Origin of the sequence: Pseudomonas brassicacearum (assembly GCF_003732225.1) — a bacterium.
In the GTDB taxonomy this organism is placed as follows: Bacteria; Pseudomonadota; Gammaproteobacteria; order Pseudomonadales; family Pseudomonadaceae; genus Aquipseudomonas; species Aquipseudomonas brassicacearum_E.
In genome coordinates this window covers 139974-161569 of the sequence record NZ_MOBJ01000034.1, presented here as the reverse complement: position 1 = coordinate 161569, position 21596 = coordinate 139974, and the positions used below count along the sequence as shown (strand labels likewise).

Below are 21596 nucleotides of genomic sequence, written 5' to 3'. Positions count from 1 at the left end.
AAGCCATGGCATCGCACCCTCCAGCCCCAGTCGAGTCCGGTTCATCCAATCCACCCAGCTCGCCGCCTGCACCGGGATGGCAGGGTATCGCCAGCGACTGGTCCTCGGATAAGGAGGCATTCAGGCAGGTCCCCTGGGGCAAGGCGATGATGTGGATATTCCTGCTCAGCGATACGTTTGTATTTACCTGCTTTTTAACCGGCTACATGTCGGTACGCATGACCATCACCAGCGCCTGGCCAAACCCCAGTGAAGTGTTCGCATTGACGATCGGCGGTAGAGAAATCCCGCTTATTCTGATCGCCATCATGACCTTTGTGCTGATCAGTAGCAGCGGCACCATGGCCATGGCAGTCAATTACGCCTATCGCCGTGATCGCGCGAAAACCGCGGCCCTGATGCTGGCGACCGCAGCCTTTGGTGTGACCTTCGTCAGCATGCAGGCATTTGAATGGAGCAAGCTCATCGCAGAAGGGGTGCGTCCCTGGGGGAACCCTATGGGGGCGGCACAATTTGGTGCCAGCTTTTTCATGATTACCGGTTTTCACGGACTGCATGTGTCAGTCGGCGTCATCTACCTCAGCATTGTGGCGCTGAAAGTATTGCGCGGAGATTATGAGCGCTCCGGAAACTATCAGATCGTCGAGATAGCCGGGCTTTACTGGCACTTCGTGGACTTGGTGTGGGTGTTTATTTTTGCTTTTTTCTATTTATGGTAGATCGTGAACAGGTTCTGAAGAGGAGCACTGATGATGGCGCATGCTCAGGGTCAGCAACATCCAATCAGTTTGTACCTTAAAGTCTGGGGGCTGTTATTCGTCCTCAGCACGCTGTCGTATCTTGTCGACTATTTTCACTTTCAGGGCTACGTCAGGTGGTTCCTGATTATCACGCTCATGTTGTTGAAGGCAGGTTTAATTGTCTCCATCTTCATGCATATGGCCTGGGAACGGTTGGCCATGGTCTACGCCATATTGGTGCCACCTTTATGTTTACTGGTGCTCGTCGGACTGATGGCCACCGAGGCAGACTATGTTTTCCTCAGCCGGGTCATTTTTTTCGGCCAATAAGCGACTTCCGGATAGCACTTCCTGAGGGTCTTAAGCCCCCAGGGGCTAACCCGATATCACTCGTTTGAACTGATGCCATTTGTGCTGCCAGGCTACTGTCCAGTGAGGGGCTGCCGTTCCCGTGCCGGCGATCTTCAGCCTTGGATAATGTTCGATTACCCGGTCCAATACCGACTCCTGATCCGGCTCGACATCCACGAAGAAGATATGTTTGCCTTCATCTACCACTTGTTTAAAATTGCGGAAGTGAGTGTTTGGCACCTGGATACCAAAAAAACCGCCTTCCCAGATGCAGAAGCCCACTATAACAATGGCAAGGAAGATAAAAGGCATCCAGCCTGCGACGGATTGGGTCCAGCCCATCCAATAGGCGCCGCCAAGGACCAGCGCCGCGAGTGGCACGCCGACCACCGCACCAATCTCGCCAGAGTGAACAGTATCTTGTTTCATTAACGAGTTAACTTCGTGGAGGTGATGTTCTTCAACATCAGCAACTTTTTCACTGAGCACATGAATTTGTTCGGTATTGATGCCGTTGGCTTCCAATTCATTTTCAACGGTTTCAAGATCGTCGAGATTGTCACTGATGTAATAGTGCCGATTCATACCACACCTCCCATCTCGTGTTTGCTGTAGACATCCTCTGTTCAGCAGCCGTTAACTGAGATTTGCAGTCGGTATCTGTACCCGTGGGGGACGTTGCAGACGTCATGCAATTCGAAAGAAGTATAGCACTCGCTAGCATGCATGGTTTTCGGTGTCAAGATCTAGAGGTGGTGTTGTGGCCTTGAGCGCGCCGACGAATTCTGCATCGCAGCGGCGGCGGCAGGTTCGCCCAACGAGGCCGAAAACAGGTCCTGAAATCGGCCAAACTCCAGTTTAGAACTGTCGGAAAGCCGGGAAGGCTCAGCTCGCTGCATGACATCCGCTTGAACACAAGGGGCGCCGAAACAGCGCCCCCTTGTGACGTCAGGACGGTTCTGCATCCATGCGTCGTGCAATGACATCCAGCACATCGCAACCGTCGCGCAAAGGTATGCAGCAGAGCAATGCGAAGTCGCTGAGAATGACCGAGTCAGTGGTGATGTCACCCCGCATCGCGAGGTTTTCAAGAATCTGCGTCACGGCTCGGATTCTGTAGCTGGCCGTGCTGAGCAGTGAATGCAGCGGTTGAGTGGTGTTGACGAACAGGGAGGGTAGGTCGTCGGCGTTGCTGGTTAAGGCCATGTATTCATTCATGAGTAGAGCTCCATTGGGTAAAGAGGTCTACCACTCAATCGTCGCCAAACGAAAAGGGTGGCAGCTGTACGCAGGTTGGCGAACCGGACAATGGACAACCCGGCAGACCCGAAGATCTCCCGCGCACAGCTACCAAAAAGCAGGCAGCTAAGTGCTTTAAAGCGATCCGAAAACTGATCGGAGGCTTTTGTACATTGGCATCGAGTCGCCAAACCCGAAGCGCCATTTTGGCGCCGGCTCGACTATAGGCTTCGTTGCAAATGCACAGCAATGCGCAAGTGTACGGACAATTCCCGGAGTAGTGTAGGACGTTGCTTTTTTGAAAATAGGCCCCGTTCGTGAACCCAGAGAATGGGCAATCCGCACTTAATTTGACAAGCGTTGACTGGCTATTCATGGAGGAAGAAACAGCGTTTCACCAAATCCCGCCCACAAAAAAACCGGCCACTTGGACCGGCTTTTTCTGTCTCTACATCGTAAGCGTCCGGGGGACACACCTGTTTGAATACGCTGGCGTGCTGACTGCGTACATCGAATTGTATATGCGACGTTGGTTTTCCCTGCCTCATGGTAAGCAAATGTTCAACCGTTGCTGAGCTGGTTTGTTGTCGGCTGCCGCCTCGATGCTATTGATGGCACGTCGAGCTTGATTCGCAGTTAGCAGATGATGCTAAGCGTCTCAGACTCATCTGCGTGGTTGGACGGGTTACCAGTCCCATGCTGGTTCTCCTGCCACGCCTCCCGGCATGAAATCCGTACTTCGATCTCGAGAGTGGCCGATTATTAATGAGCACGAGGCTCACGCCGCATACCGGGCCCGACTAAAAAACAGCCCAGCCCCGATGCCGATAGCATTGGTTGAAACGATGCCCAGATCGAAGCCGGCAATGAAAGGCGGCAGCATGAAAATACTCACAAACCCCAGAACGACCAGGGTGATGCCCAGCCATTTTCTGAGGCGGTAGGATTTCAGATAGAAGAACAACAGCAAGAACACTGCGTAAGCCCCGGCGTACAGTCCATATTCGTTCATGATCCTATCCGCCTTGATTCTTGATGATCATGGATGATTCGGAGTGCTGAGGGCCTATGCCACCGCTGACCTGCGCATCCAAACTGACAATGACATCGCCTGCGTGATAAGTCGGCAATTTGCTCAGCGTGAACTTGCGCACTGCCCATCCCACCGGGATGATCGCACCGGGCACAAACTTGCCTACCGCTGCGGCGAAAACACCACTGGTGAGGTTGGCGATACTCATTCGTTGGGCATTGAGTAGATCCCCCTGTTGCCGGGTCAGGGGTTTGGAGATCCCGACCATCATTTGGCAGGGCAAATCCTTGGCGAGCATTTTGTCGTAGAGCTCCACCACCAGATTGCTCACTTCATAGTGGGTGGCTTTCGCTTCACCGAAATGCAGTGTTCTGAGGCTACCCCGTTCACTGGCTGACAGCGTGAGGCGCGATACGTTGAAGACAACTCCATGGTTGCCGGAAAACTGGTCACTCTCAAACTTCAATGCTCGCATCCTTGTCGAGTCTGGAAAGGCGGGGAGTCTGTCTTAGCCCATGGGCTTTCGCAAGCGCTTGGTAAGACGCTGAAAAAGACTTTGGGATAAAAAGGTGACGCCCATTAGCCGGTCTCCTTGATGGAGCGGATGATGCGGTTCGCATCCTGGTCCGGCATTTCCAGTACTTCTTTCAGCCGGTTCTGAGCTTGCTGAAAGATCACCAGTACTCTGGCTTCATCCGCCATTTCCTTTCGAATCGTGTGCTCGACGACACGTGCGGTGTACAGGACGTGTTCGGTCAGATCGGGATAGCGCCAGGCAAAGCACGCGTCCTCGTATTCATCGAAGATGAAGTTGCTGCGAGTCCCGTAAGAAAACACTAATTTTCTTGGATATGAAAATGTTAACGCTTGATGAAATTTGATAATAAATCCGTGTTTTTAGAAAAAAACGCTAACAGACTTCAGGGTAGTCGCTAACGCCCCGAGAGCACTTACTCATGGATCAGCGGACAACGGACGAAAGAGTGGGGATGCCTCAGAGCTCGATTCCACCAAACCCCAGACACAAAAAAACCGGCCATCAAGGCCGGTTTTTTCTTTACCTGCATCCCCCGTCTAAAAATGACGTGAGACTGAAGTCTGATTGGAGCGGGTGAAGGGAATCGAACCCTCGTTATCAGCTTGGGAAGCTGGAGTAATGCCATTATACGACACCCGCTCAGAGCGGCTGACTTTGTACCAGATGTGGCCGGGGATTTGAAGTTTTTCTTTGGCTGATCTGTGTTTGCGTGGGTTTTTGCAGGTTTGGACGGGCAGGGGCATGCCTCGTCGGCAGCTGGGTTCAGCGCTGGCGATGGCGGCAGTACACAGGGTTTGAAGCCGTGTTGCGGTCTGTCGCGGGCAAGCCTCGTTCCTGCAGGTAATACGTGTAGTCAGGCAGACGAGGTTGCTCGCGAGGACGCAGTTTCAAATGGCCAATGCATGGTGGTCCTGGGTGAAGTGGGAACGCGTTCGGCCTTCATGGTGGGCCGGCTTCAGGAAACCCATCAGCGCATGGCGGCTGTCTCGGCAGGCGGCTTTGTGCTCCATGTCGAGAAAGTGCCCGGTGGCCCGGATGGTGCTGAACGTGCTGTGTTGCACATGACTGGCGAACAGGTGGGCATCGCTGGCGGCGGTGTATTCGTCCCATTCACCGTTCATGAACAGTACCGGCACGTCGATTTGCTTGGCGGCCTTGAGGTAGCACAGGCGATCGCTGTTGAGCACGCTGCTGATGTGAAAGTGCATTTGCCCGTATTCGTGTTCGGCCAAGGTGCTGACGTGGCGATAGTTGAAGCGTTTGAACAACGATGGCAGGTGTTTGCCGATGGTGTTGTTGACCAGGTGGCCGACGCGGTCGCCATCGAGCTTGCCGAGGTAGTCGACACCGCGCTCCAGATAGTCGCGCATGTGCTCGTTGACCACCGGCGAGAACGAGCTGATCACAGCTTTCTCGATCCGGCGCGGGCGTTGTGCCAGAGCGATCATCGTGGCTGCGCCACCCCACGAGAACGACATCACGTGTTCCGCGGCGAAATGGTCGATCAGCTCAAGAAGGATCTGCCCTTCGACTTCCTTGGTGAGCATTTTCTCGTGCCGATTGTGGGCTTTTGACTTGCCCGCGTAGGGCTGGTCGTACAGCACAACGTTGAATTGCGGGTGCAGGTTTTTCACGGTTTGTGCAAACGATGCAGTGGTGGCCATCGAGCCGTTGACCAGAATAATGGTCTTCTCTGCGGCGTCTGCGCGATAGAACTCCGTGTAAACCCGGTACTGACCTTGTATATCCAGCACAGCGATTTCTGGCCTCATGTCATAAGACTCCTGGCAAGCGGGTATGCGCGCAATGAGATTGCACGAGCTTTGTGACAGGTAGGCATACGCCTGGAATTTTTGAGCCCATGTCGATCCGGTGAAGGCTGGTCGACGGGTATTGTTATTGGCGGGCAGTCTGTCGGGAGAGGTGAAATCTGCGAGGCTCTCTGCCGACAAAAAGTTTCTTAGAAGTATGTTATGACTTGCCGGTCACATTTCGGCCGACGTCCTGATTCAAGCAGGGGAGTGGCCATCGCGCAAGTGCAGTTCGTAAATTGTTCGACGACTTCTGCTCAGCGGTCGCTTGCTTCAGATCAGTTGGATCTCTTCGTCGCTCAGCGGGCGGTACTCACCGGGTCTCAATTGGTCATCGAGTACCAGTGGCCCCATTCGCTCACGGTGCAGGCGCAAGACCTTGTTATCGAAGTGGCCGAACATCCGTTTCACCTGGTGATAACGGCCCTCGATGATGCTCAACCGCGCAGATTTTTCGCCCAGCACAACCAACTGGGCGGGCTGGGTGGTGAGGTCTTCAAAGGCGAAGTACAGGCCTTGGGCAAAGGTCTGTGCGTATTCATCGGTGATGGGTTGTTCGGTTTCGACGTAGTAGACCTTCGGCAGTTTGGTCTGCGGCTGGGTCAGGCGCCGCGACCAGGAACCATCGTTGGTGATTAGCATCAGTCCGGTGGTGTTGAAGTCCAGTCGCCCGGCAATGTGCAGGTCGTCCTTGTCGGGTTCAAGGATCAGGTCGAGGACGGTCGGGTGCTCCGGGTCGCGAGTGGCGCTGACGCAGCCGGGTGGTTTGTGCAGCATGAAGTAGCGCGGTGGTTTGCCGGCTTGCAGCACTTCATCGTCGCACTCGACACGGCTGAACTCGCGCACTTCGAAGTGCGGGTCACTGACGATCTGCCCGTCGACCTTGATCCGCCGTTCGACCAACAGCAGACGCACCTGTTTACGGTTGTAGCGGGGCAGGTTGCTGAGGAAACGGTCAACGCGCATGACGGTCGGCAGAGTGGGAAAGGGCGCGCATCTTACTCGATAGGCTAGCAGGCTGCTTGCAGCTGCGACTCGACCTGAGCACAGCGCGGGCACAGGCACGACTGGTTTCGCAGTTCGGCGGGCAGCGCCAGAAGCACCGCCGGGTCGATGCTTACGCCATAGCACCAGCAGGCCTGGTCGGCGGTTCGCGGATCGGCCAGGCTGCAATCGTTGCGGGTGCCACAGGCTGGGCAGAGGTCAGGTTTATTCATGGCTGGAGTGAGGCATTTCTGTGCAGGTTCGGTCACGGCCGGTTGGTCTGGCACGGTACATTGTCTGGTCGGCGCGTGACAACAGGTTGTGCAGGGTAGGCGGGCTGGCCGCCGATCTGAAGGTTTGCGCGGCGAGGCACTTGGCGGTTGTTTCAGAGTCTTAATAGGTGTCAGCCACTCAGTGTTCCGACTGACGCCGACCAGCGTTGCTGGTCTGTGTTGCCTGCGGTCCAGGAGGCCGCCATGTATCGTCGAATCTTGCTTGGTGCGTTGCTGGGTTTGAGTCTTTCTGCCTGTTACTACTATGTAGAACCCGGCTATTACGGTTCTGCGGTGTACACCGCGCCAGCACCTTATTACTACGGTGGTTACTACTCGCCTTATTACTACGGCGGTTATTACTACTACGGTCCTCGCTTTTATGGCGGCTACTACCCCTATTACTACGGTGGTCATGGGGGGCGTTATCACGGTGGCTACTATCACGGGCACCATTAAAGCGTGGTGAGTCGAACCGGATTGATCGCTTTCAGTTTCTCCATTGGCGGCGCTTTCTGGTGAAGGAAGCGCCGTTTTTTATGCAGGCTGATCGGTGGTCGAGAAGCGTTATCTGTTACTTGTTTCAATGTGTTTCAAAATCGCACCAGATTCCGATTTTGCTGTCAGATGTTTCGTCAGTCAGATGAATTGGCTGCCGCCGACCAGCGTCGCTGGTATGGCTCATTCGCGGTCCAGGAGGCCGCCATGTATCGTCGACTTCTTCTCATTGCTTCATTGGGTTTGACGCTTTCTGCTTGTGTACCCTATTACGACGAAGGTCCCGGTAATTACCGCTCTGAGGTCTATACCTCACCGGCGCCAGCTTATTACTACGGAGGTGGGCCTTATTACTCCCCGCCTGCGCGTTACTACTCGCCGCCGCGCTACTACGAGCCAGCGCCGCGTTATTACCAGGCAGCACCGCGAGTCGAGTACCGCGTTTACCAGAACCGTGGCTGGGATGACCGCGACCGCCATGGCTGGGGTCATCGCGAAGAGGGTGGCCATGGCCGCCGGGAAGGGGATGATCGGGGGCATCGTGACGGGCGTGATCACGACAGACATGGTGACCGTGATGGTCGCGATGGCCGCCGCAGTTGGGACGGCCACCGTTAGGCCTTGCAACGAACAAGCGGCGCATTCAGCGCCGCTTTTTTTATGCTCTTCACGGATTACCGGGAAAGACGTTCTTGATCTTCATGAAAAAGAATTCGCTATCCCGGTAACCATACGCCATCCGTTTGATGACCTTTATTCGATTGTTTATCCCTTCCAGCTGCCCCGTGTGCATCGGCCAGCGAATCCGCCTCCTACTCGAATCCCGACCACATGCCCGCGCCTCGGTGCGACAGTCGGGCATAGCGACGCAGTCCTAATACCGATGAGTGTGTTTCTACACTGCCGAGGACGAAAGCGGACGATAGCCCCGCCCGCTGCTGAAGTAGTGTCCGTCACTCAAGCGGACTCCCGGGCGCAGTCTACGCACTCATCGTCGCAACGTATTTCCCGGCCTATGGCGATCTACACAACTATGACGCCTCTTGTTTATAGAGGCAGCGAAAAATAAGCCTTGAGGGTTTCCTTGAGTATTGATTGAGCGTCCAATACCTCTTGGGTCGGCTCTGGCTGTGAGCTACTGAACCTTTTCCGCGCCCAGCTGAAAAAGAGCGGACCGTCAATAATACGTTCATTGTATTCCGCCAAATATAATTTGGTCACGGAGGCATACCTGGGGAAAACATGAAAGTGCAGTTCAGGATTGAGCTCGGAAATACGCATTATGTATATTTTTTCAGGAGAAAATAGAGTGTTTAAGGCTCGCTCCGCAAACGCTAAACCATTCATCAGTTCAGCGCTTTCCGCCGAAGTGAGCTCCGCGAGTTTAGATGTGAGCCGCTGAAGCGAAATAATCATGTAGCCAGGAATTTCACAGTCCCGGCAGTGAGAGATTACGATGTGTTTCCCAGAATAAATTGTCCGAACTGACATGACTAGCCTCCCATGTACCAACCATGATTAACGTGTAGGGTTTGCCCGGTTAAGCTCATGCCGGAGGTCAGTAGGAAAGTGAGCGTGTTCACAATTTCTTCAGGAGTGCCTAGCTGATGACTGGGTATTTGTTCTTTCAGATTTTTGATGAAGTCCCCATCGAATTTACCCATCCCGCCGGAAACCGCGCCGGGTAGACCGGGATATTGAATTCACTTAATTCGCGTGCTGGAGCAGCAGTCGTGATCCAGGCAACTCCATCGCCCAAGCTGATTTCGTTATTCATTTGATATGCGAGTTGCTTCTAAAGAGAAATTATCGCGATATTTCAGGTGTAGTAACGCGCCGAAAAACACCGCGATACCTCCCGAGAGGACAAATACACCACTGATTGAAATGAAAGTTGATAGCCAAGCACCAAAGATCGGTCCCACGATCATAAATAGTAATGTTAAACTTCGTGCGGTCGCTGATACTGTCCCCAGATTAGACAAAGGGCAGTATTTTTGCAGGGTTACACCAAATCCTAACGACGTCAGTCCATACGCAAAGCCTGCAAAAAAGAAAGTCAGTATTAAAATAGAAAGTGTCGATATGCTTTCTGGTTTTGGAAGTGATCCTGCTATGACTACCATTAGGCCAAATATAAGAAGAGAGAGGGTGGAGCACAAAGAGATTCTGCTGGGATAAACTAATTTGAAACACAAGCCGGCTAAAATTCCTCCTAGAGCCGTAGAGCTAACGATTACTCCAAATATGTATGCTTCAAATCCAATGTCTTTCAGGAATATACTCAGTAATGAATCGTAGCACCCCAATACGGCAGATTGAATTAATGCACAGATGAAGAATAATTGAGTGGAGGGGCCGCTCCGTAATAACACCTTCAATGCTTCCAAACTTCCAAATGATCGTTTTTCGAGGTTGTGTATTTTTTTCTCTCGACAGCTTAAAGAAAGCAGGATTACACAAAATACCCCGAATAATGAAAAGGAAGCGGAGATTAAAAAACCGTGTGCTTTGTCAGCCATGCTGGCAATGATGCCGGCTGCGAGAGGTGAACAAACCTTAATAAACTGATCCATTATCGTTATCAGTGAAATGTTGTTAACGAGGTCTTTGTTTGTCAAAAGCTTTCTAGTTAAAATTATTTCTGCTGCTCCGGAACCGAGATTTGATATCCCTTTGAGGCAGACAAATGCTAGGAAATATGCTTCAGAGTTTGCTCCAAATAATAGACAGGCAACGATAAAGCGGATTGAAAAGCTAACTATTAAAAATTTTAATGGGCTCGTATGGTCGGCCAGAGTGCCGAAAAGCGGTCCTAGTAATAGTGATGGAAGTCCATATAATGCTGCTGCATACCCCAGGGTTTTTGGAGATGCATCGAATCCAAATGTCAGCACCGTAAAAATTAGAACGAAGTCTACCCAAAGTGTGACCGAGCTACTAAATCGTATGCCACATAAGTAACCATATCCGTTTACTTGTGGAAGCCTCACTGTTCTGTCCTGTTAGCGCGATGCATCGTTTGATTTACTACAAGCATAGATATGTTGTTTTTCGAACAAAATAGCTCAAGGTCGGTTGGTGAGTTTATAAGGCCTCTTCCTTTGGTATTTAGTGAATGGTGTTGCACTCAGTTATTGTCGTCGCCACCTCTTGCTGTTTTTAGGCTTGTGAAGCCGTTTGACCTCACTGGAAAAACTAGTCGTATTGAAAGCGCTGGTCAATAATTCGAGTTGTAGGAATATTCGCGTGATGTAAGTTCCTAATTCGCACACTAAATTCCTACTCGAAATTATTTTTGAAAAGTAATCATGCTGTTGTGAAAGGATTCATAGAGTGAAATTGTTTCGATACCTTCGGAAGGGTGTCTATTTGGTAGCATTTCGTTACTTAATCGTAGGGTCGAGGGCTATGGGTGATAGAGGGTAAATATTGATCGAAGAAGGAGAAGTAAATCCTGATCGACGAATGCCAGAACCTCACCCCGCACCAGATGAAAACCATCATCACCCGTGTCGGCGCCGGTTCCAAAGTGGTGTGCCTGGGCAACCTGGCGTAGATCGCCCCCCCTTACCTGTCCGCGAACAGCTCCGGGCCGACCTACCTGACTGAACGCTTCAAGGATTTCCCCAACGGTGTACACATCACCCAGCAAGGGGAAGTGTTAGCCGAAGGTAAGGGTGTCGCGGGTGACTGCGAATCTGAAGGAAACCCGAGGCAAAATGCCGGCCTGACGAACAGGAAGCAAATGAGGCGGCGCAGCGGGGTGAGATGGCCATAATCATCAAAGCCCAATACTTACACGGAGCGCTGCGACGTAGATCCGGCAGGCATAAGCAGGAAGGTCGCGCGAATTACCCTGGGAGATCTGTTTAGCCTGCCATGCGCTACCTGCATCGCGAGATGACGGGATGGGCGACAGAAGTTTGCAGAGACCGTAGTAGTTGCTCAGAGCCGGAGTAATGAAGGGCTGAACCTGCCATGAGTGGATAGTCGGGTGTGATCTCTGTTGGAGCGTAAAGCAGAAACTCCGCGTCGCGGGGGGCGAGACCATCAGGAGGTAGGAGCCGGAAGCCCCGAAGGCCGGTCTGGGCGGCGACACATCAGCGGAACCAAGTTCGCTGACGTTGTCTGTCAGTAGGCAGGAACCGCCGTATACGGAACTGTATGTATGGTGGTGTGAGAGGACGGCGGATGTAAATCCGCCTCCTACTCGATCCTGAAATTTCAGTAACCCGACAAATCCGCCAGTGGATGTCGACCTTCCCAGACCTTATGAAAATGCGCCTGGATCACCGCCTCAGGGATCGTATTGATGTCCGGCCAATGCCAGTGCGGCTTGTGGTCTTTGTCGATCAAGCGCGCACGAACGCCTTCGCTGAATTCCGGGTGACGGCAGCAGTTCAGGCTCATGGTGTATTCCATCTGGAATACCTCGGCCAATGACAGGTGCCGAGCACGCTGGATCTGCTCCCAGACCAGATGGGCGGTCAGCGGGCAGCCTTCGTGCAGGGTTTTTGCCGCGCGGGCCAGCAGCAAGTCATGGTGATCGCGCAACAGACTGATGGCTCGCCACGCGCAGCGTACGTCGCTGACATCCAGCCACTCATCAATCTGCTGGCGTCGCGGCAACCATTGTGCCTCGGGCATTTGCCCGACGGCCTCTTGCTGCAAGGCCTTGAGCAGGCTGTTGAGCTGCATCGGCGTTTGTTCCTGCCAATTCAATTGCAGCAGACCTTCGATGAGTTCTTCCTGCTGTTCATCCAGCAAGAAGCGGTCAGCCAGGTCCAGATCAATGGCGTCGCGTGCGTTCATCTGCGCGCCGGTCAAACCGAGAAACAAACCAAGCTTGCCGGGCAATCGCGAGAGAAACCAACTGGCGCCGACATCCGGGTACAGGCCGATACTGATTTCGGGCATGGCCAGGCGGCTGCTCGGGGTGACGATGCGGATGCTCGCGCCTTGCAGCAACCCCAGGCCGCCACCGAGGACGTAACCGTGGCCCCAGCAGATCAGCGGTTTAGGGTAGGTGTGCAAGCGAAAATCAAGGCGATATTCCGCCGAGAAAAATTGCGCAGCCAAGGGCGGCACTTCACCGGGATGGGCTCGACAGGCGTCTACCAGGCTGCGCACTTCACCGCCGGCGCAAAACGCCTTGGCGCCGTTACCGCGCAACAGCACGCAGACAATCTGCGGCTCTTTGGCCCAGGCTTCCAGTTGATCGCTCAAGGCCCTGATCATTGGCAGCGAGAGGGCGTTCAGGGATTTTTCGGCATCCAGGCTGGCGATGCCGATGCGTGCGCCGTCCGTGCCGGTGAGTTCTTCGAAGTGCAGATTCATTTTGACCTCGATGACTGAATTGAACGTTCAGTATGATCGCTGTATGAGAAAGTGCTGGATCTGTGTCAGATCAATTGACAAGCGCGGTGGGCTTTCCTAGGGTTCGCCCCATTGAATTCTCGGGTGTAACCATGACTGCTGAAGACCGTATCAAACTCGAACCGAGCTGGAAGGAAGCACTGCGTGCCGAATTCGACCAGCCTTACATGGCTGAGTTACGCGAGTTTCTGCGGCAGGAAAACGCTGCCGGCAAGGAAATCTATCCGCCGGGGCCGATGATCTTCAACGCCCTCAACTCGACGCCGCTGGACAAGGTCAAAGTGGTGATTCTCGGCCAGGACCCCTACCACGGCCCGGGTCAGGCGCATGGCTTGTGCTTCTCGGTGCAACCGGGTGTACCGGCGCCACCGTCGCTGGTGAACATCTATAAAGAGTTGAAGCGTGACCTGAACATCGACATCCCGAACCACGGCTACCTGCAAAGCTGGGCTGACCAGGGCGTGTTGATGCTCAACACCACCATGACTGTGGAGCGGGCCAATGCCAACGCCCATGCGGGCAAGGGCTGGCAGTATTTTACCGATCGGATTATCGAGGTGGTCAGCGAACATCAGCCCCATCTGGTGTTTTTGCTGTGGGGCGCTCATGCGCAGAGCAAACAGAAACTGATCGACGCCACCAAGCACCTGGTGTTGACCTCGGTGCACCCGTCGCCGCTGTCCGCCTATCGCGGATTCCTCGGTTGCGGGCACTTCAGCCGCGCCAACAAGTTTCTTGAGCAGAATGGCGAGACGCCGATCGAGTGGCGGTTACCGCCAGTCTGAAAAGCATCGCGAGCAAGCTCGCTCCCACATTTGATCTTCAGTGTTCACAAAATCATTGTGGGAGCGAGCTTGCTCGCGATGGGGGCACCTCGGTCTATCAGGTCGACTCCGGCAACCGGTTCCAATACCTGAACAACGGCTCCGCCAGAAACAGTACAAACAACAACCGCATCACCTGCATCGCTGTGACCAAAGGCACCGACAGTTGCAAGGTTTCAGCGGTCAGGCTCATTTCCGCGATGCCACCCGGCATCATGCCCAGGGTCAGTGAACGCAGGTCCAGTTGGGTCAGCGCACTCAGCCCCAGCGCCGCCAGCGTAGCAATCAGCATGGTCAGCGCCGTGCCGATCAGGGTCCGACCCATGAACGACGGTGCGCGACGAAAGAACTGCCGGTTGAAGTGGCAGCCCAGGCCACTGCCGATCAGCCATTGACCAATCTGACTGCCGCCATGGGGCAGGCCGATATGCAAATCCCAGCCAATGCTCACCGCCGCACTCACCAGCAACGGGCCGAACAGCCAGGGGTTGGGTTGCCGCAAACGTTGCCAGATCCAGGCGAGCAGGGCGCCCGCCGGGAACAGCAGCGCCAGCCAACGCCAATCGACGCTCGCAGGATGCTGTAAAGGAACACCTTCGCCGAGCAGGTATTTGAACGCTGCCGGCACACACAGCACCACCACCAGCACCCGAAGACTTTGCCCTGCCGCGACGCGACTGAGCACGGCGCCATTGCGTGCGCCAAGGTTGACCATTTCACCGGAACCGCCCGGCATGCTGGAGAAAAATGCGGTGGCGCGATCTTCGCCGGTGCGCCGCAGCAACCAGACTCCGACCACCGCCGACAGGCTGGTGACCAGCGCCCCGAAGAAGATCAGGCCAAAGTGGCTCATGACCTGCTCGATCACCACCGGGGTGAAGTGCAGGCCGATGCCGATTCCGACAATCCACTGGCCGCATTTACGCCCGCCAGGGATTTCCGTCAGTTGCCAGGGTGTCAGGCAGCGCACCAGGATGATCGCCAGCAACGAGCCGACCATCCATGGCAGCGGCCAGCCGATCTGGCTGGCGAGATACCCGCCAAGCAGACCGACCAGCGGTGTTCCCCACCAGCTTTTGAAGGGCCGATCAGACATCGGCGATAGCACGCCGCGCCGCGGAGCGTTTGCGCCAGATGCGCAGGATCGGCATCAGCAACATGATTGCAGTCAGTACCCAGCAACCGAAGGTGATGGGGCTCGACCAGAGGATCTCCAGTGCGCCATTGGAAATCGACAGTGCGCGACGCAGGTTCTGTTCCATCAAGCCGCCGAGGATGAAACCCAGCAGGACCGGTGACAACGGGAAGTCCAGCTTGCGCAGGATGTAGCCGAAGATACCGATGCCGATCATCAGGAACAGGTCGAAGGTGGTCGCGTGCACGGCGTAGACGCCGATCCCGGTAATGATCGCGATCACCGGCACCAGCGCCCAGTTCGGCACCGCGAGAATGCGGGTGAAGATGCGGATCATCGGGATATTGAGGATCACCAGCATGACGTTGGCGACGAACAACGACGCGATCAGGCCCCAGACGATGTCCGGTTGTTGTTGGAACAACAGTGGCCCTGGGGTGATGTTGTACAGCGACAGTGCGCCGATCATCACCGCCGTGGTGCCCGAACCCGGTACGCCGAGGGTCAGCATTGGTACCAATGCGCCGCAAGCTGCACCGCCGATGGCGGTTTCCGGTGCCGCGAGACCACGTTTATCGCCCTGGCCGAAGGTGCCGCTGGCGCCAGCAATGCGCTTTTCGGTCATGTAGGCAACGGCACTGGCCAGCGTCGCGCCGGCACCCGGCAACACGCCCATGATGAACCCCAGAACGCCGCAACGGATGTTCACCACGAACACTGAAGAGGCTTCCTTGAAGTTGAACATCATCCGCCCGGTGGCTTTCACGGCTTCCTGGCCATGATGGGTTTTTTCCAGCAGCAACAGGATTTCGCTGATGGAGAACAGACCCAGCACCAACACCACGAATTGAATACCGTCAGTGAGGTGAATGTTGTCTCCGGTGAAACGGTAGACACCGCTGTTGGCATCGATCCCGACGCACGACAGAAACAGCCCGATCAGCGCGGCAATAAAGGTTTTCAACGGTCGATCACCGGCCATGCCGCCCAGGCAGACAATGGCGAAGACCATCAGCACGAAGTATTCCGCGGGGCCGAAGGCGATGGCCCATTTCGCCAGCAGCGGGGCGAACAGCACCATGCCGCAGGTGGCGATGAAGGCGCCGATGAACGAACTCCAGGCCGACAACGACAGCGCCACCCCGGCCATGCCCTGACGCGCCATCGGGTAGCCGTCGAGGGTGGTCATGACGGTGGACGCTTCGCCCGGAATGTTCAGCAGAATCGAGCTGATCCGTCCGCCGTATTCGCAACCCAGGTAAACCGCCGCCAGCAGGATCAATGCGGACTCCGGTGGCAGGCCGAGAGCGAAAGCGATCGGGATCAACAACGCCACGCCGTTGATCGGCCCCAGGCCCGGCAACAAGCCGACCACGGTGCCGATCAGGGTGCCGCACAATGCGGTGACCAGGTTGTAAGGGGTCAGTGCGACGCCGAAACCCTGGCCGAGATAGTTAAGGGTATCCATATCAGTTCTCCAGAACGTCGAGCAGACCCAACGGCAGTGGCACGTCCATCAATCGGTCGAACAGCATGTACAGGCCGACGCTCATCAAGCTGATGATCACCACGCTGGGCAGCCAGCGGCCGCCATACAAACGGGCCATTGGTACGCCGATCAGAATGCTGGAAACAATGAACCCGAGTGGTTCGAAGGTTCCGGCGAACACCAGCAGCAGAACGACACAGATACCGATCTTGGTCAGGGTTTCACGGTCCAGTGGCGGCTCGTCTTCGCTGTGTTTGATCGGCGCAGGGCGAAATACCATGTACAGCAACGCCGCGCCCATCAAACCGAGCATCAACAACGGGAAGGCTCTAGGGCCGACGGGTTCATAGGAAAAAGCCGCTTGATACGGCCAGGCCATCAGTGCCAGACCTATGCAGGCCAGCAACAGCGCGGAGGCAAAAATACGTTGTAAGAGCATGACAAACTCCTGGGCCAGCCCCTTGATGCGCAAGGGGTTGGCCGCGAGACAGAGGCGATTACTGAATCAGGCCGAACTCTTTGGCCAGCAGTTTGTAGTCCGCTACCTGCTTCTTCACGTAGGTGTCCAGCTCTGGCCCGGTCATGGCGAACGGGAACAGTTCACGCTGATCGCGCAGCTTGGCGAAGTCTTCCGAGGCCAGCAGTTTGTCGAAGGCGTTTTTCCACCAGGTGTATTCCGCATCGCTGACTTTTGGCCCGAGGTAGAAACCACGAACCACTGGCCAGACGATGTCGTAGCCTTGCTCTTTGGCGGTCGGAATGTCCTTCATTTCCGGCTCGTCCAGACGTTCGTTGGCGAACACGGCCAGCAGGCGCATGTCACCGCTCTGGATGTGCGGCATGGAGTCGGAGATGTCGGTGCTGCCGACCTGGATGTGACCGCCGAGCAACGCCGTGGCAATTTCGCCGCCACCTTCGAGGGCGACGTAACGCAGGTCGCGCGGATTGATCCCGGCGGCCTTGGCGATCAATGCGGTTTGCATCCAGTCCTGGCTGCCCACCGTGCCGCCGGAACCGATCACCACTTTGCTCGGGTCTTTCTTCAACGCCTGAACCAGATCGTCGAGGTTCTTGTAGGGCGAATCGCTTTTCACCGCGATGGCACCATAGCTGGTGCCAACGGCGGCCAGCCAACGTACGGCGCTTTCATCGAAGCGACCGAACTTGCCTTGCGCCAGGTTCAGCAGCGAGCCGCTGGACCAGGCCACAAGCGTGCCAGCATCGGCTGGGCGCTGGGCGACCACGGCGTTATAGGCCACCGCGCCGACACCGCCTGGCATGTAGGTCACGCGCATCGGTTTGGTCAGGATTTTCTCGTTCACCAGCGCGCTTTGCGCCAGCTTGCAGGTGAGGTCGAAGCCTCCACCAGGGGATGCCGGGGCGATGCATTCCGGACGCTTGGGTTCGCCGGCGACGTCGGCAAACAGTGGGCCGGCGAACAGCAGGCAGCTGGCGGCTAATGCAACTTTACGCAGTGATAAGTCCATTTTTCGTCTCCACAGGAGTTGTTGTATGTAGGAGCTGCCGAAGGCTGCGATCTTTTGATCTTTGCGCGTGCCCCTGAAAAGGGGGGGGGCAGAACGGATCGCAGGCTTCACTGACAATCAATTACCAAAGGGCAACGCTGTAGCTCACCAGCAAACGCACTTCATCAGCGTCACGGGCGGAATAGTTGGAGCGGTAGGTGGCATTGCGCAGACGCACGGCGACGTCCTTGAGGGCACCACTTTGCACCACGTATTTGATCTCGGTGTTGCGTTCCCACTCTTCGCCGGTGGCGCCGTTTTTCAGCTTGATGTTGTCACCGCTGATGTAACGGGTCATGAAGCTCAGGCCCGGAATCCCGAGTTTGGCGAAGTCGTAATCGTAACGCGCCTGCCAGGAGCGCTCTTCGGCGCCGGCAAAGTCGTTGATCTGCACGAAGTTGACTAGATACGGGTCGGCACCGTCGACATACGGGAAGGCACTGTCACCGGACATGTGCTGATAGCCGGCGGTGAGTTTATGCCCGCTCAAGGCATAACTCACCAGGCCGTTGAGGGATTTGTTGTCGATCTTGCCGCCGCGCGCCTGGCCCTGGTCATTGCTGATGGCCAGCCGCAGGTCGGTGGCGAAAGTGCCCGGGCCGAACGGCTGCGAAGCGACCAGTCCGAGAAAATGCTGGTTGTAAACCTCGCCAAGCTGGGCGAAGTGGTAGCTGCCGGTGATCTTGTCGGTGAACTTGTAGTCGACACCGCCGAAGTCGAAATGCGTGCCAGGAACTGTACCCGCGAAACGGCTGTTTTTGTTGTTGAGGGCGATGTCCTCGAAATCGGTGCTGTCGCGGTCCTTGGCTTTATCCAGGCGTCCGCCGGTGAAGGTCAGGTTCTTGATTTCCTTTGAGGTCACCAGGCCGCCTTCGAAGGTCTGCGGCAGAATGCGCCCGTCGTTGGGCTTGAGAATCGGCAGTTCGGGGATCAGGCTGCCGACTTTGAGCTCGGTGGCGGAGATCTTGATTTTGCCGGTCAGGCCGAGTTTGGAGTACTCATTGGCGGCACGCCCGTCATCGTGGGTCGGCAGCAAGCCGGTGCCGGTGCGGTCGGGGCTGGAGTCGAGCTTGACCCCGAGCATGCCCAGCGCGTCGACACCAAAACCCACGGTGCCGTCGGTGTAACCCGACTGGACGTTGAGCATGAAGCCCTGGGCCCATTCGTCACGTTTGGATTGCTGGGCGCTGGTGCCGCTGCGAAAGTCGCGGTTGAAGTACATGTTACGGGTTTCGAGGGTCGCGCTACTGTCTTCGAAGAAGGCAGCCTGGCTGACGGGCGAAAAGCCGGCGAGGGCGGCGGCACTGGCGAGGGCGGTGGAGCCGAGACGGGAAAAACGCGCAGGCAGGCAAGCCTGTGGCTGTGTAGACAGCATCGTGAAGTACTCCGTTATTGTTCTTATTTAGCGAAAACGCTTCGAGGCGTTTTTCGGTTACAACTCTTCATGGTCACGGCAGCCGAAACGGTCCGTGGCTGGACTCTAACGGGCTAACCTTTCTCCAACCTTTCAGCAGACTTTCACGGTTTTCGGGCTTCACAGCGGCGGATGCGGCTGTAAACTCCGCGCCAAAGAATGGCGTCGACCATCCCCAAATGAGGTAAAAATCCATGCGTGTTCTTCTCGTCGAAGACCATCTGCAGTTGGCCGAAAGTGTCGCCCAGGCGCTCAAGAGCACCGGTCTGACCGTCGATGTGCTGCACGATGGGGTGGCCGCCGACCTGGCCTTGAACAGCGAGGAGTACGCGGTGGCAATCCTCGATGTCGGACTGCCGCGCATGGACGGTTTCGAGGTGCTGGCGCGGTTGCGCAGTCGCGGCAAGAATTTGCCGGTGCTGATGCTGACCGCCCGCAGCGACGTCAAGGATCGGGTTCACGGGCTCAACCTTGGCGCCGACGACTACCTGGCCAAACCCTTTGAACTGACCGAGCTGGAAGCGCGGGTCAAGGCCCTGTTGCGCCGCAGCGTACTCGGCGGCGAGCGTCAGCAACGCTGCGGCGTGTTGGTGTATGACCTGGACACTCGGCGCTTCACCCTTGGCGATGATTTGCTGACCCTGACCTCCCGCGAACAAGCGGTGCTCGAAGCGTTGATCGCACGCCCGGGGCGAGTGATGAGCAAGGAGCAACTCGCCTCCCAGGTGTTCGGTCTGGACGAAGAGGCCAGCCCGGACGCCATCGAAATCTACGTCCACCGCTTGCGCAAAAAACTCGATGGCCACGCGGTGGCGATCGTGACCTTCAGGGGGCTCGGTTACCTGCTGGAAGCCCGCGATGCATAAGCCCGGCAGTCTGCGCTGGCGGTTACTGTGGAACCTCGCGTTGTTGCTGGTGGTGTTGATGGTCGCCAGCGGTTTGAGTGCCTACTGGAACGGTCGCGAAGCGGCCGATACGGCGTATGACCGAACCTTGCTGGCCTCGGCGCGAACCATCGCCGCCGGCCTTTCCCAGCGCGACGGCAGCCTCAGCGCCGATGTGCCTTACGTGGCGCTGGACACGTTCGCCTACGACAGCGCGGGGCGGATTTACTACCAGGTCAACGACATCCACCAGCAGCTGATTTCCGGTTACGAAAATCTCCCCGGGCCACCGCCAGGCACACCGCGAACCGACGACTACCCAGCGTTGGCGCGGTTCTATAACGCCATTTACCAAGGGCAGAACGTGAGGGTCGTGAGCCTGCTCAAACCGGTGATCGAGCCGAATATGAACGGTATGGCGGAAATCCGCGTGGCGGAAACCGACGAGGCGCGCGTGCGCATGGCCCGCAGCCTGATGACCGATACCCTTCTGCGTCTGGGCATGCTGGCGGTGGGGGCGTTGCTGTTGGTGTGGTTTGCGGTGAGCGCGGCATTGCGCCCGCTGGAGCGTTTGCGCACGGTGGTGGAAGAGCGGCAATCGGATGACCTTCGGCCTTTGCCGTTGGTGGAAGTGCAGCGCGAATTGTGGCCGCTGGTGCGCGCCCTTAACCACTTCACCGAACGTTTGCGTGGGCAGTTCGAGCGTCAGGCGCAGTTCATCGCCGACGCGGCCCATGAGCTGCGAACGCCGTTAGCGGCACTTAAGGCAAGGCTGGAATTGGGGTTGCGGGCGAGCGAGCCAGAAACCTGGCGAAACACGTTGGAGAGCGCTGCTCAAGGCACTGATCGGCTGACTCATCTGGCGAATCAATTGTTGTCGCTCGCACGCGTCGAAAACGGTGCGCGGGCGATTGCCGAGGGTGGGGCGCAGTTGCTCGATCTGAGTCAATTGGCGCGCGAGTTGGGCATGGCTATGGCGCCGTTGGCCCACGCACGGGGCGTCGCTCTGGCGTTGGAGGCTGACGAGCCTGTGTGGCTGCGCGGCGAGCCAACGCTGTTGAATGAACTGTTGAGCAACCTGGTGGATAACGCTTTGGCCCATACGCCCCCCGGCGGCAACGTGATCTTGCGCGTCAGTGCGCCAGCCGTGCTTGAGGTCGAGGATGATGGGCCGGGAATTCCTCTTGAGGAGCGCGACCGGGTATTCGAGCGCTTCTATCGGCGTAATCAGCAGGTGGCGGGGTCAGGTCTGGGCCTGGCGATTGTCGGTGAAATCTGTCGCGCCCATCTGGCCCAGATCAGCCTGCATGACGGTGCGCAGCGCGGGCTGAAGGTTCGCGTCAGTTTTATCGCAGGGTAATTTTGTCGTGCCTGTTCTGGCGCTATCGCGAGCAAGCTCGCTCCCACATTGGATCCCCTGTGTGTCGGAAATCCTGTGGGAGCGAGCTTGCTCGCGATGGGGGCGATGCGGTTTTTTGA

Annotated in this window: 22 protein-coding genes, 1 tRNA gene and 4 pseudogenes; 9 read left to right on the top strand and 18 right to left on the bottom strand. The window is 56.3% G+C overall.

The genetic code is table 11. The features are described from left to right. Positions 1-5: 5 nt before the first annotated feature. Entirely contained in the window at positions 6-719 is a 714-nt protein-coding gene (locus tag BK659_RS25265) for a heme-copper oxidase subunit III family protein (protein WP_123428140.1), read from the top strand. A 33-nt stretch (positions 720-752) separates the two neighbouring features. Next, entirely contained in the window at positions 753-1070 is a 318-nt protein-coding gene (locus tag BK659_RS25260) for a cytochrome C oxidase subunit IV family protein (RefSeq protein ID WP_123428798.1), read from the top strand. A gap of 45 nt (positions 1071-1115) precedes the next feature. Here BK659_RS25260 and BK659_RS25255 read toward each other — a convergent pair whose 3' ends face one another. Both BK659_RS25255 and BK659_RS25250 read right to left on the bottom strand, forming a co-directional pair. Beyond that, a complete protein-coding gene (locus BK659_RS25255) occupies positions 1116-1676 on the bottom strand; it encodes a magnesium transporter (RefSeq protein WP_123428139.1) in 561 nt (186 codons plus the stop codon). Positions 1677-2039: 363 nt separating this feature from the next. Further along, positions 2040-2309 carry a hypothetical protein gene (locus BK659_RS25250; protein WP_054596089.1) on the bottom strand — a complete coding sequence of 90 codons (270 nt, stop codon included), beginning with the start codon at positions 2307-2309 and terminating at the stop codon, positions 2040-2042. Between the two features lie 524 nt (positions 2310-2833). Here BK659_RS25250 and BK659_RS28125 point away from each other — a divergent pair. Then, positions 2834-2905: pseudogene (locus BK659_RS28125) on the top strand (LysE family translocator); the annotation flags it as partial. Between the two features lie 203 nt (positions 2906-3108). Here the strand turns inward: BK659_RS28125 and BK659_RS25245 are convergent. The 7 genes and pseudogenes from BK659_RS25245 to BK659_RS25215 all read right to left on the bottom strand — a co-directional run bounded on the left by BK659_RS25245 (position 3109) and on the right by BK659_RS25215 (position 6929). Then, positions 3109-3342 carry a hypothetical protein gene (locus tag BK659_RS25245; protein WP_123428137.1) on the bottom strand — a complete coding sequence of 78 codons (234 nt, stop codon included), beginning with the start codon at positions 3340-3342 and terminating at the stop codon, positions 3109-3111. Between the two features lie 4 nt (positions 3343-3346). Beyond that, positions 3347-3829, bottom strand: coding sequence for a hypothetical protein (locus BK659_RS25240; protein WP_123428135.1), 483 nt, complete (start codon positions 3827-3829; stop codon positions 3347-3349). Positions 3830-3945: 116 nt separating this feature from the next. Beyond that, positions 3946-4188 (bottom strand): annotated as a pseudogene (locus BK659_RS25235) (Fic family protein); the annotation flags it as partial. A gap of 278 nt (positions 4189-4466) precedes the next feature. Beyond that, a tRNA-Gly gene (locus tag BK659_RS25230) sits at positions 4467-4540 on the bottom strand. A gap of 248 nt (positions 4541-4788) precedes the next feature. Then, positions 4789-5673 (bottom strand): alpha/beta fold hydrolase, encoded by an 885-nt coding sequence (locus tag BK659_RS25225; RefSeq protein ID WP_123428133.1) that lies wholly within the window; start codon positions 5671-5673, stop codon positions 4789-4791. A 312-nt stretch (positions 5674-5985) separates the two neighbouring features. After that, positions 5986-6678, bottom strand: coding sequence for a pseudouridine synthase (locus BK659_RS25220; protein ID WP_123428131.1), 693 nt, complete (start codon positions 6676-6678; stop codon positions 5986-5988). 44 nt (positions 6679-6722) lie between these two features. After that, complete coding sequence (locus BK659_RS25215) at positions 6723-6929, bottom strand: cysteine-rich CWC family protein (protein ID WP_123428129.1); 207 nt, start codon at positions 6927-6929, stop codon at positions 6723-6725. A 243-nt stretch (positions 6930-7172) separates the two neighbouring features. Between BK659_RS25215 and BK659_RS25210 the strand changes: the two genes are divergently transcribed. Both BK659_RS25210 and BK659_RS25205 read left to right on the top strand, forming a co-directional pair. Next, the gene (locus tag BK659_RS25210; RefSeq protein ID WP_123428127.1) at positions 7173-7427 is read left to right on the top strand and encodes a hypothetical protein; all 255 of its coding nucleotides are present in this window, start codon (positions 7173-7175) and stop codon (positions 7425-7427) included. A 246-nt stretch (positions 7428-7673) separates the two neighbouring features. After that, complete coding sequence (locus BK659_RS25205) at positions 7674-8084, top strand: hypothetical protein (protein ID WP_123428125.1); 411 nt, start codon at positions 7674-7676, stop codon at positions 8082-8084. Positions 8085-8133: 49 nt separating this feature from the next. On the opposite strand, the pseudogene BK659_RS25200 reads toward BK659_RS25205, so the two are convergent. From BK659_RS25200 to BK659_RS25185, 3 genes and pseudogenes are all read right to left on the bottom strand, one after another. Then, positions 8134-8259: pseudogene (locus tag BK659_RS25200) on the bottom strand (transposase); the annotation flags it as partial. A gap of 254 nt (positions 8260-8513) precedes the next feature. Next, positions 8514-8957 carry an HIT family protein gene (locus BK659_RS25195; protein WP_123428123.1) on the bottom strand — a complete coding sequence of 148 codons (444 nt, stop codon included), beginning with the start codon at positions 8955-8957 and terminating at the stop codon, positions 8514-8516. Positions 8958-9235: 278 nt separating this feature from the next. Continuing rightward, entirely contained in the window at positions 9236-10459 is a 1224-nt protein-coding gene (locus BK659_RS25185) for an MFS transporter (protein ID WP_123428119.1), read from the bottom strand. A 461-nt stretch (positions 10460-10920) separates the two neighbouring features. Between BK659_RS25185 and BK659_RS25180 the strand changes: the two are divergent. Next, positions 10921-11139 (top strand): annotated as a pseudogene (locus BK659_RS25180) (PhoH family protein); the annotation flags it as partial. Positions 11140-11693: 554 nt separating this feature from the next. On the opposite strand, the gene BK659_RS25175 reads toward BK659_RS25180, so the two are convergent. Beyond that, a complete protein-coding gene (locus BK659_RS25175) occupies positions 11694-12806 on the bottom strand; it encodes an enoyl-CoA hydratase/isomerase family protein (RefSeq protein ID WP_123428117.1) in 1113 nt (370 codons plus the stop codon). Positions 12807-12937: 131 nt separating this feature from the next. On the opposite strand from BK659_RS25175, the gene ung reads away from it, so the two are divergent. Next, positions 12938-13630 (top strand): uracil-DNA glycosylase, encoded by a 693-nt coding sequence (ung, locus tag BK659_RS25170; protein WP_123428115.1) that lies wholly within the window; start codon positions 12938-12940, stop codon positions 13628-13630. Between the two features lie 97 nt (positions 13631-13727). Here ung and BK659_RS25165 read toward each other — a convergent pair whose 3' ends face one another. The 5 genes from BK659_RS25165 to BK659_RS25145 form a co-directional block, all read right to left on the bottom strand. Then, the gene (locus BK659_RS25165; protein ID WP_123428112.1) at positions 13728-14765 is read right to left on the bottom strand and encodes an AbrB family transcriptional regulator; all 1038 of its coding nucleotides are present in this window, start codon (positions 14763-14765) and stop codon (positions 13728-13730) included. Next, positions 14758-16272, bottom strand: coding sequence for a tripartite tricarboxylate transporter permease (locus tag BK659_RS25160; protein WP_123428110.1), 1515 nt, complete (start codon positions 16270-16272; stop codon positions 14758-14760). Before BK659_RS25160 ends, BK659_RS25165 begins: the two co-directional genes overlap by 8 nt. A 1-nt stretch (position 16273) precedes the next feature. Further along, positions 16274-16732 (bottom strand): tripartite tricarboxylate transporter TctB family protein, encoded by a 459-nt coding sequence (locus BK659_RS25155; RefSeq protein ID WP_123428108.1) that lies wholly within the window; start codon positions 16730-16732, stop codon positions 16274-16276. 58 nt (positions 16733-16790) lie between these two features. Next, entirely contained in the window at positions 16791-17780 is a 990-nt protein-coding gene (locus BK659_RS25150; protein WP_123428106.1) for a Bug family tripartite tricarboxylate transporter substrate binding protein, read from the bottom strand. A gap of 121 nt (positions 17781-17901) precedes the next feature. Further along, positions 17902-19194, bottom strand: coding sequence for an OprD family porin (locus tag BK659_RS25145; protein WP_123428104.1), 1293 nt, complete (start codon positions 19192-19194; stop codon positions 17902-17904). Positions 19195-19427: 233 nt separating this feature from the next. Between BK659_RS25145 and BK659_RS25140 the strand changes: the two genes are divergently transcribed. Both BK659_RS25140 and BK659_RS25135 read left to right on the top strand, forming a co-directional pair. After that, positions 19428-20099, top strand: a complete 672-nt coding sequence (locus tag BK659_RS25140; RefSeq protein WP_123428102.1) for a response regulator — start codon at positions 19428-19430, stop codon at positions 20097-20099. Next, on the top strand, positions 20092-21477 hold the full coding sequence (locus BK659_RS25135) for a sensor histidine kinase (protein WP_123428100.1): 1386 nt from the start codon (positions 20092-20094) through the stop codon (positions 21475-21477). Before BK659_RS25140 ends, BK659_RS25135 begins: the two co-directional genes overlap by 8 nt. Positions 21478-21596: the final 119 nt, after the last annotated feature.

Excerpts from the sequence above, each read along its gene's own strand:
- BK659_RS25265 (WP_123428140.1), top strand. The coding sequence starts at position 6 with ATGGCATCGCACCCTCCAGCCCCAGTCGAGTCCGGTTCATCCAATCCA.
- BK659_RS25260 (WP_123428798.1), top strand. The coding sequence starts at position 753 with ATGGCGCATGCTCAGGGTCAGCAACATCCAATCAGTTTGTACCTTAAA.
- BK659_RS25255 (WP_123428139.1), bottom strand. The coding sequence starts at position 1,676 with ATGAATCGGCACTATTACATCAGTGACAATCTCGACGATCTTGAAACC.
- BK659_RS25250 (WP_054596089.1), bottom strand. The coding sequence starts at position 2,309 with ATGAATGAATACATGGCCTTAACCAGCAACGCCGACGACCTACCCTCC.
- BK659_RS25245 (WP_123428137.1), bottom strand. The coding sequence starts at position 3,342 with ATGAACGAATATGGACTGTACGCCGGGGCTTACGCAGTGTTCTTGCTG.
- BK659_RS25225 (WP_123428133.1), bottom strand. The coding sequence starts at position 5,673 with ATGAGGCCAGAAATCGCTGTGCTGGATATACAAGGTCAGTACCGGGTT.
- BK659_RS25220 (WP_123428131.1), bottom strand. The coding sequence starts at position 6,678 with ATGCGCGTTGACCGTTTCCTCAGCAACCTGCCCCGCTACAACCGTAAA.
- BK659_RS25215 (WP_123428129.1), bottom strand. The coding sequence starts at position 6,929 with ATGAATAAACCTGACCTCTGCCCAGCCTGTGGCACCCGCAACGATTGC.
- BK659_RS25210 (WP_123428127.1), top strand. The coding sequence starts at position 7,173 with ATGTATCGTCGAATCTTGCTTGGTGCGTTGCTGGGTTTGAGTCTTTCT.
- BK659_RS25205 (WP_123428125.1), top strand. The coding sequence starts at position 7,674 with ATGTATCGTCGACTTCTTCTCATTGCTTCATTGGGTTTGACGCTTTCT.
- BK659_RS25195 (WP_123428123.1), bottom strand. The coding sequence starts at position 8,957 with ATGTCAGTTCGGACAATTTATTCTGGGAAACACATCGTAATCTCTCAC.
- BK659_RS25175 (WP_123428117.1), bottom strand. The coding sequence starts at position 12,806 with ATGAATCTGCACTTCGAAGAACTCACCGGCACGGACGGCGCACGCATC.
- ung (WP_123428115.1), top strand. The coding sequence starts at position 12,938 with ATGACTGCTGAAGACCGTATCAAACTCGAACCGAGCTGGAAGGAAGCA.
- BK659_RS25165 (WP_123428112.1), bottom strand. The coding sequence starts at position 14,765 with ATGTCTGATCGGCCCTTCAAAAGCTGGTGGGGAACACCGCTGGTCGGT.
- BK659_RS25160 (WP_123428110.1), bottom strand. The coding sequence starts at position 16,272 with ATGGATACCCTTAACTATCTCGGCCAGGGTTTCGGCGTCGCACTGACC.
- BK659_RS25155 (WP_123428108.1), bottom strand. The coding sequence starts at position 16,732 with ATGCTCTTACAACGTATTTTTGCCTCCGCGCTGTTGCTGGCCTGCATA.
- BK659_RS25150 (WP_123428106.1), bottom strand. The coding sequence starts at position 17,780 with ATGGACTTATCACTGCGTAAAGTTGCATTAGCCGCCAGCTGCCTGCTG.
- BK659_RS25145 (WP_123428104.1), bottom strand. The coding sequence starts at position 19,194 with ATGCTGTCTACACAGCCACAGGCTTGCCTGCCTGCGCGTTTTTCCCGT.
- BK659_RS25140 (WP_123428102.1), top strand. The coding sequence starts at position 19,428 with ATGCGTGTTCTTCTCGTCGAAGACCATCTGCAGTTGGCCGAAAGTGTC.
- BK659_RS25135 (WP_123428100.1), top strand. The coding sequence starts at position 20,092 with ATGCATAAGCCCGGCAGTCTGCGCTGGCGGTTACTGTGGAACCTCGCG.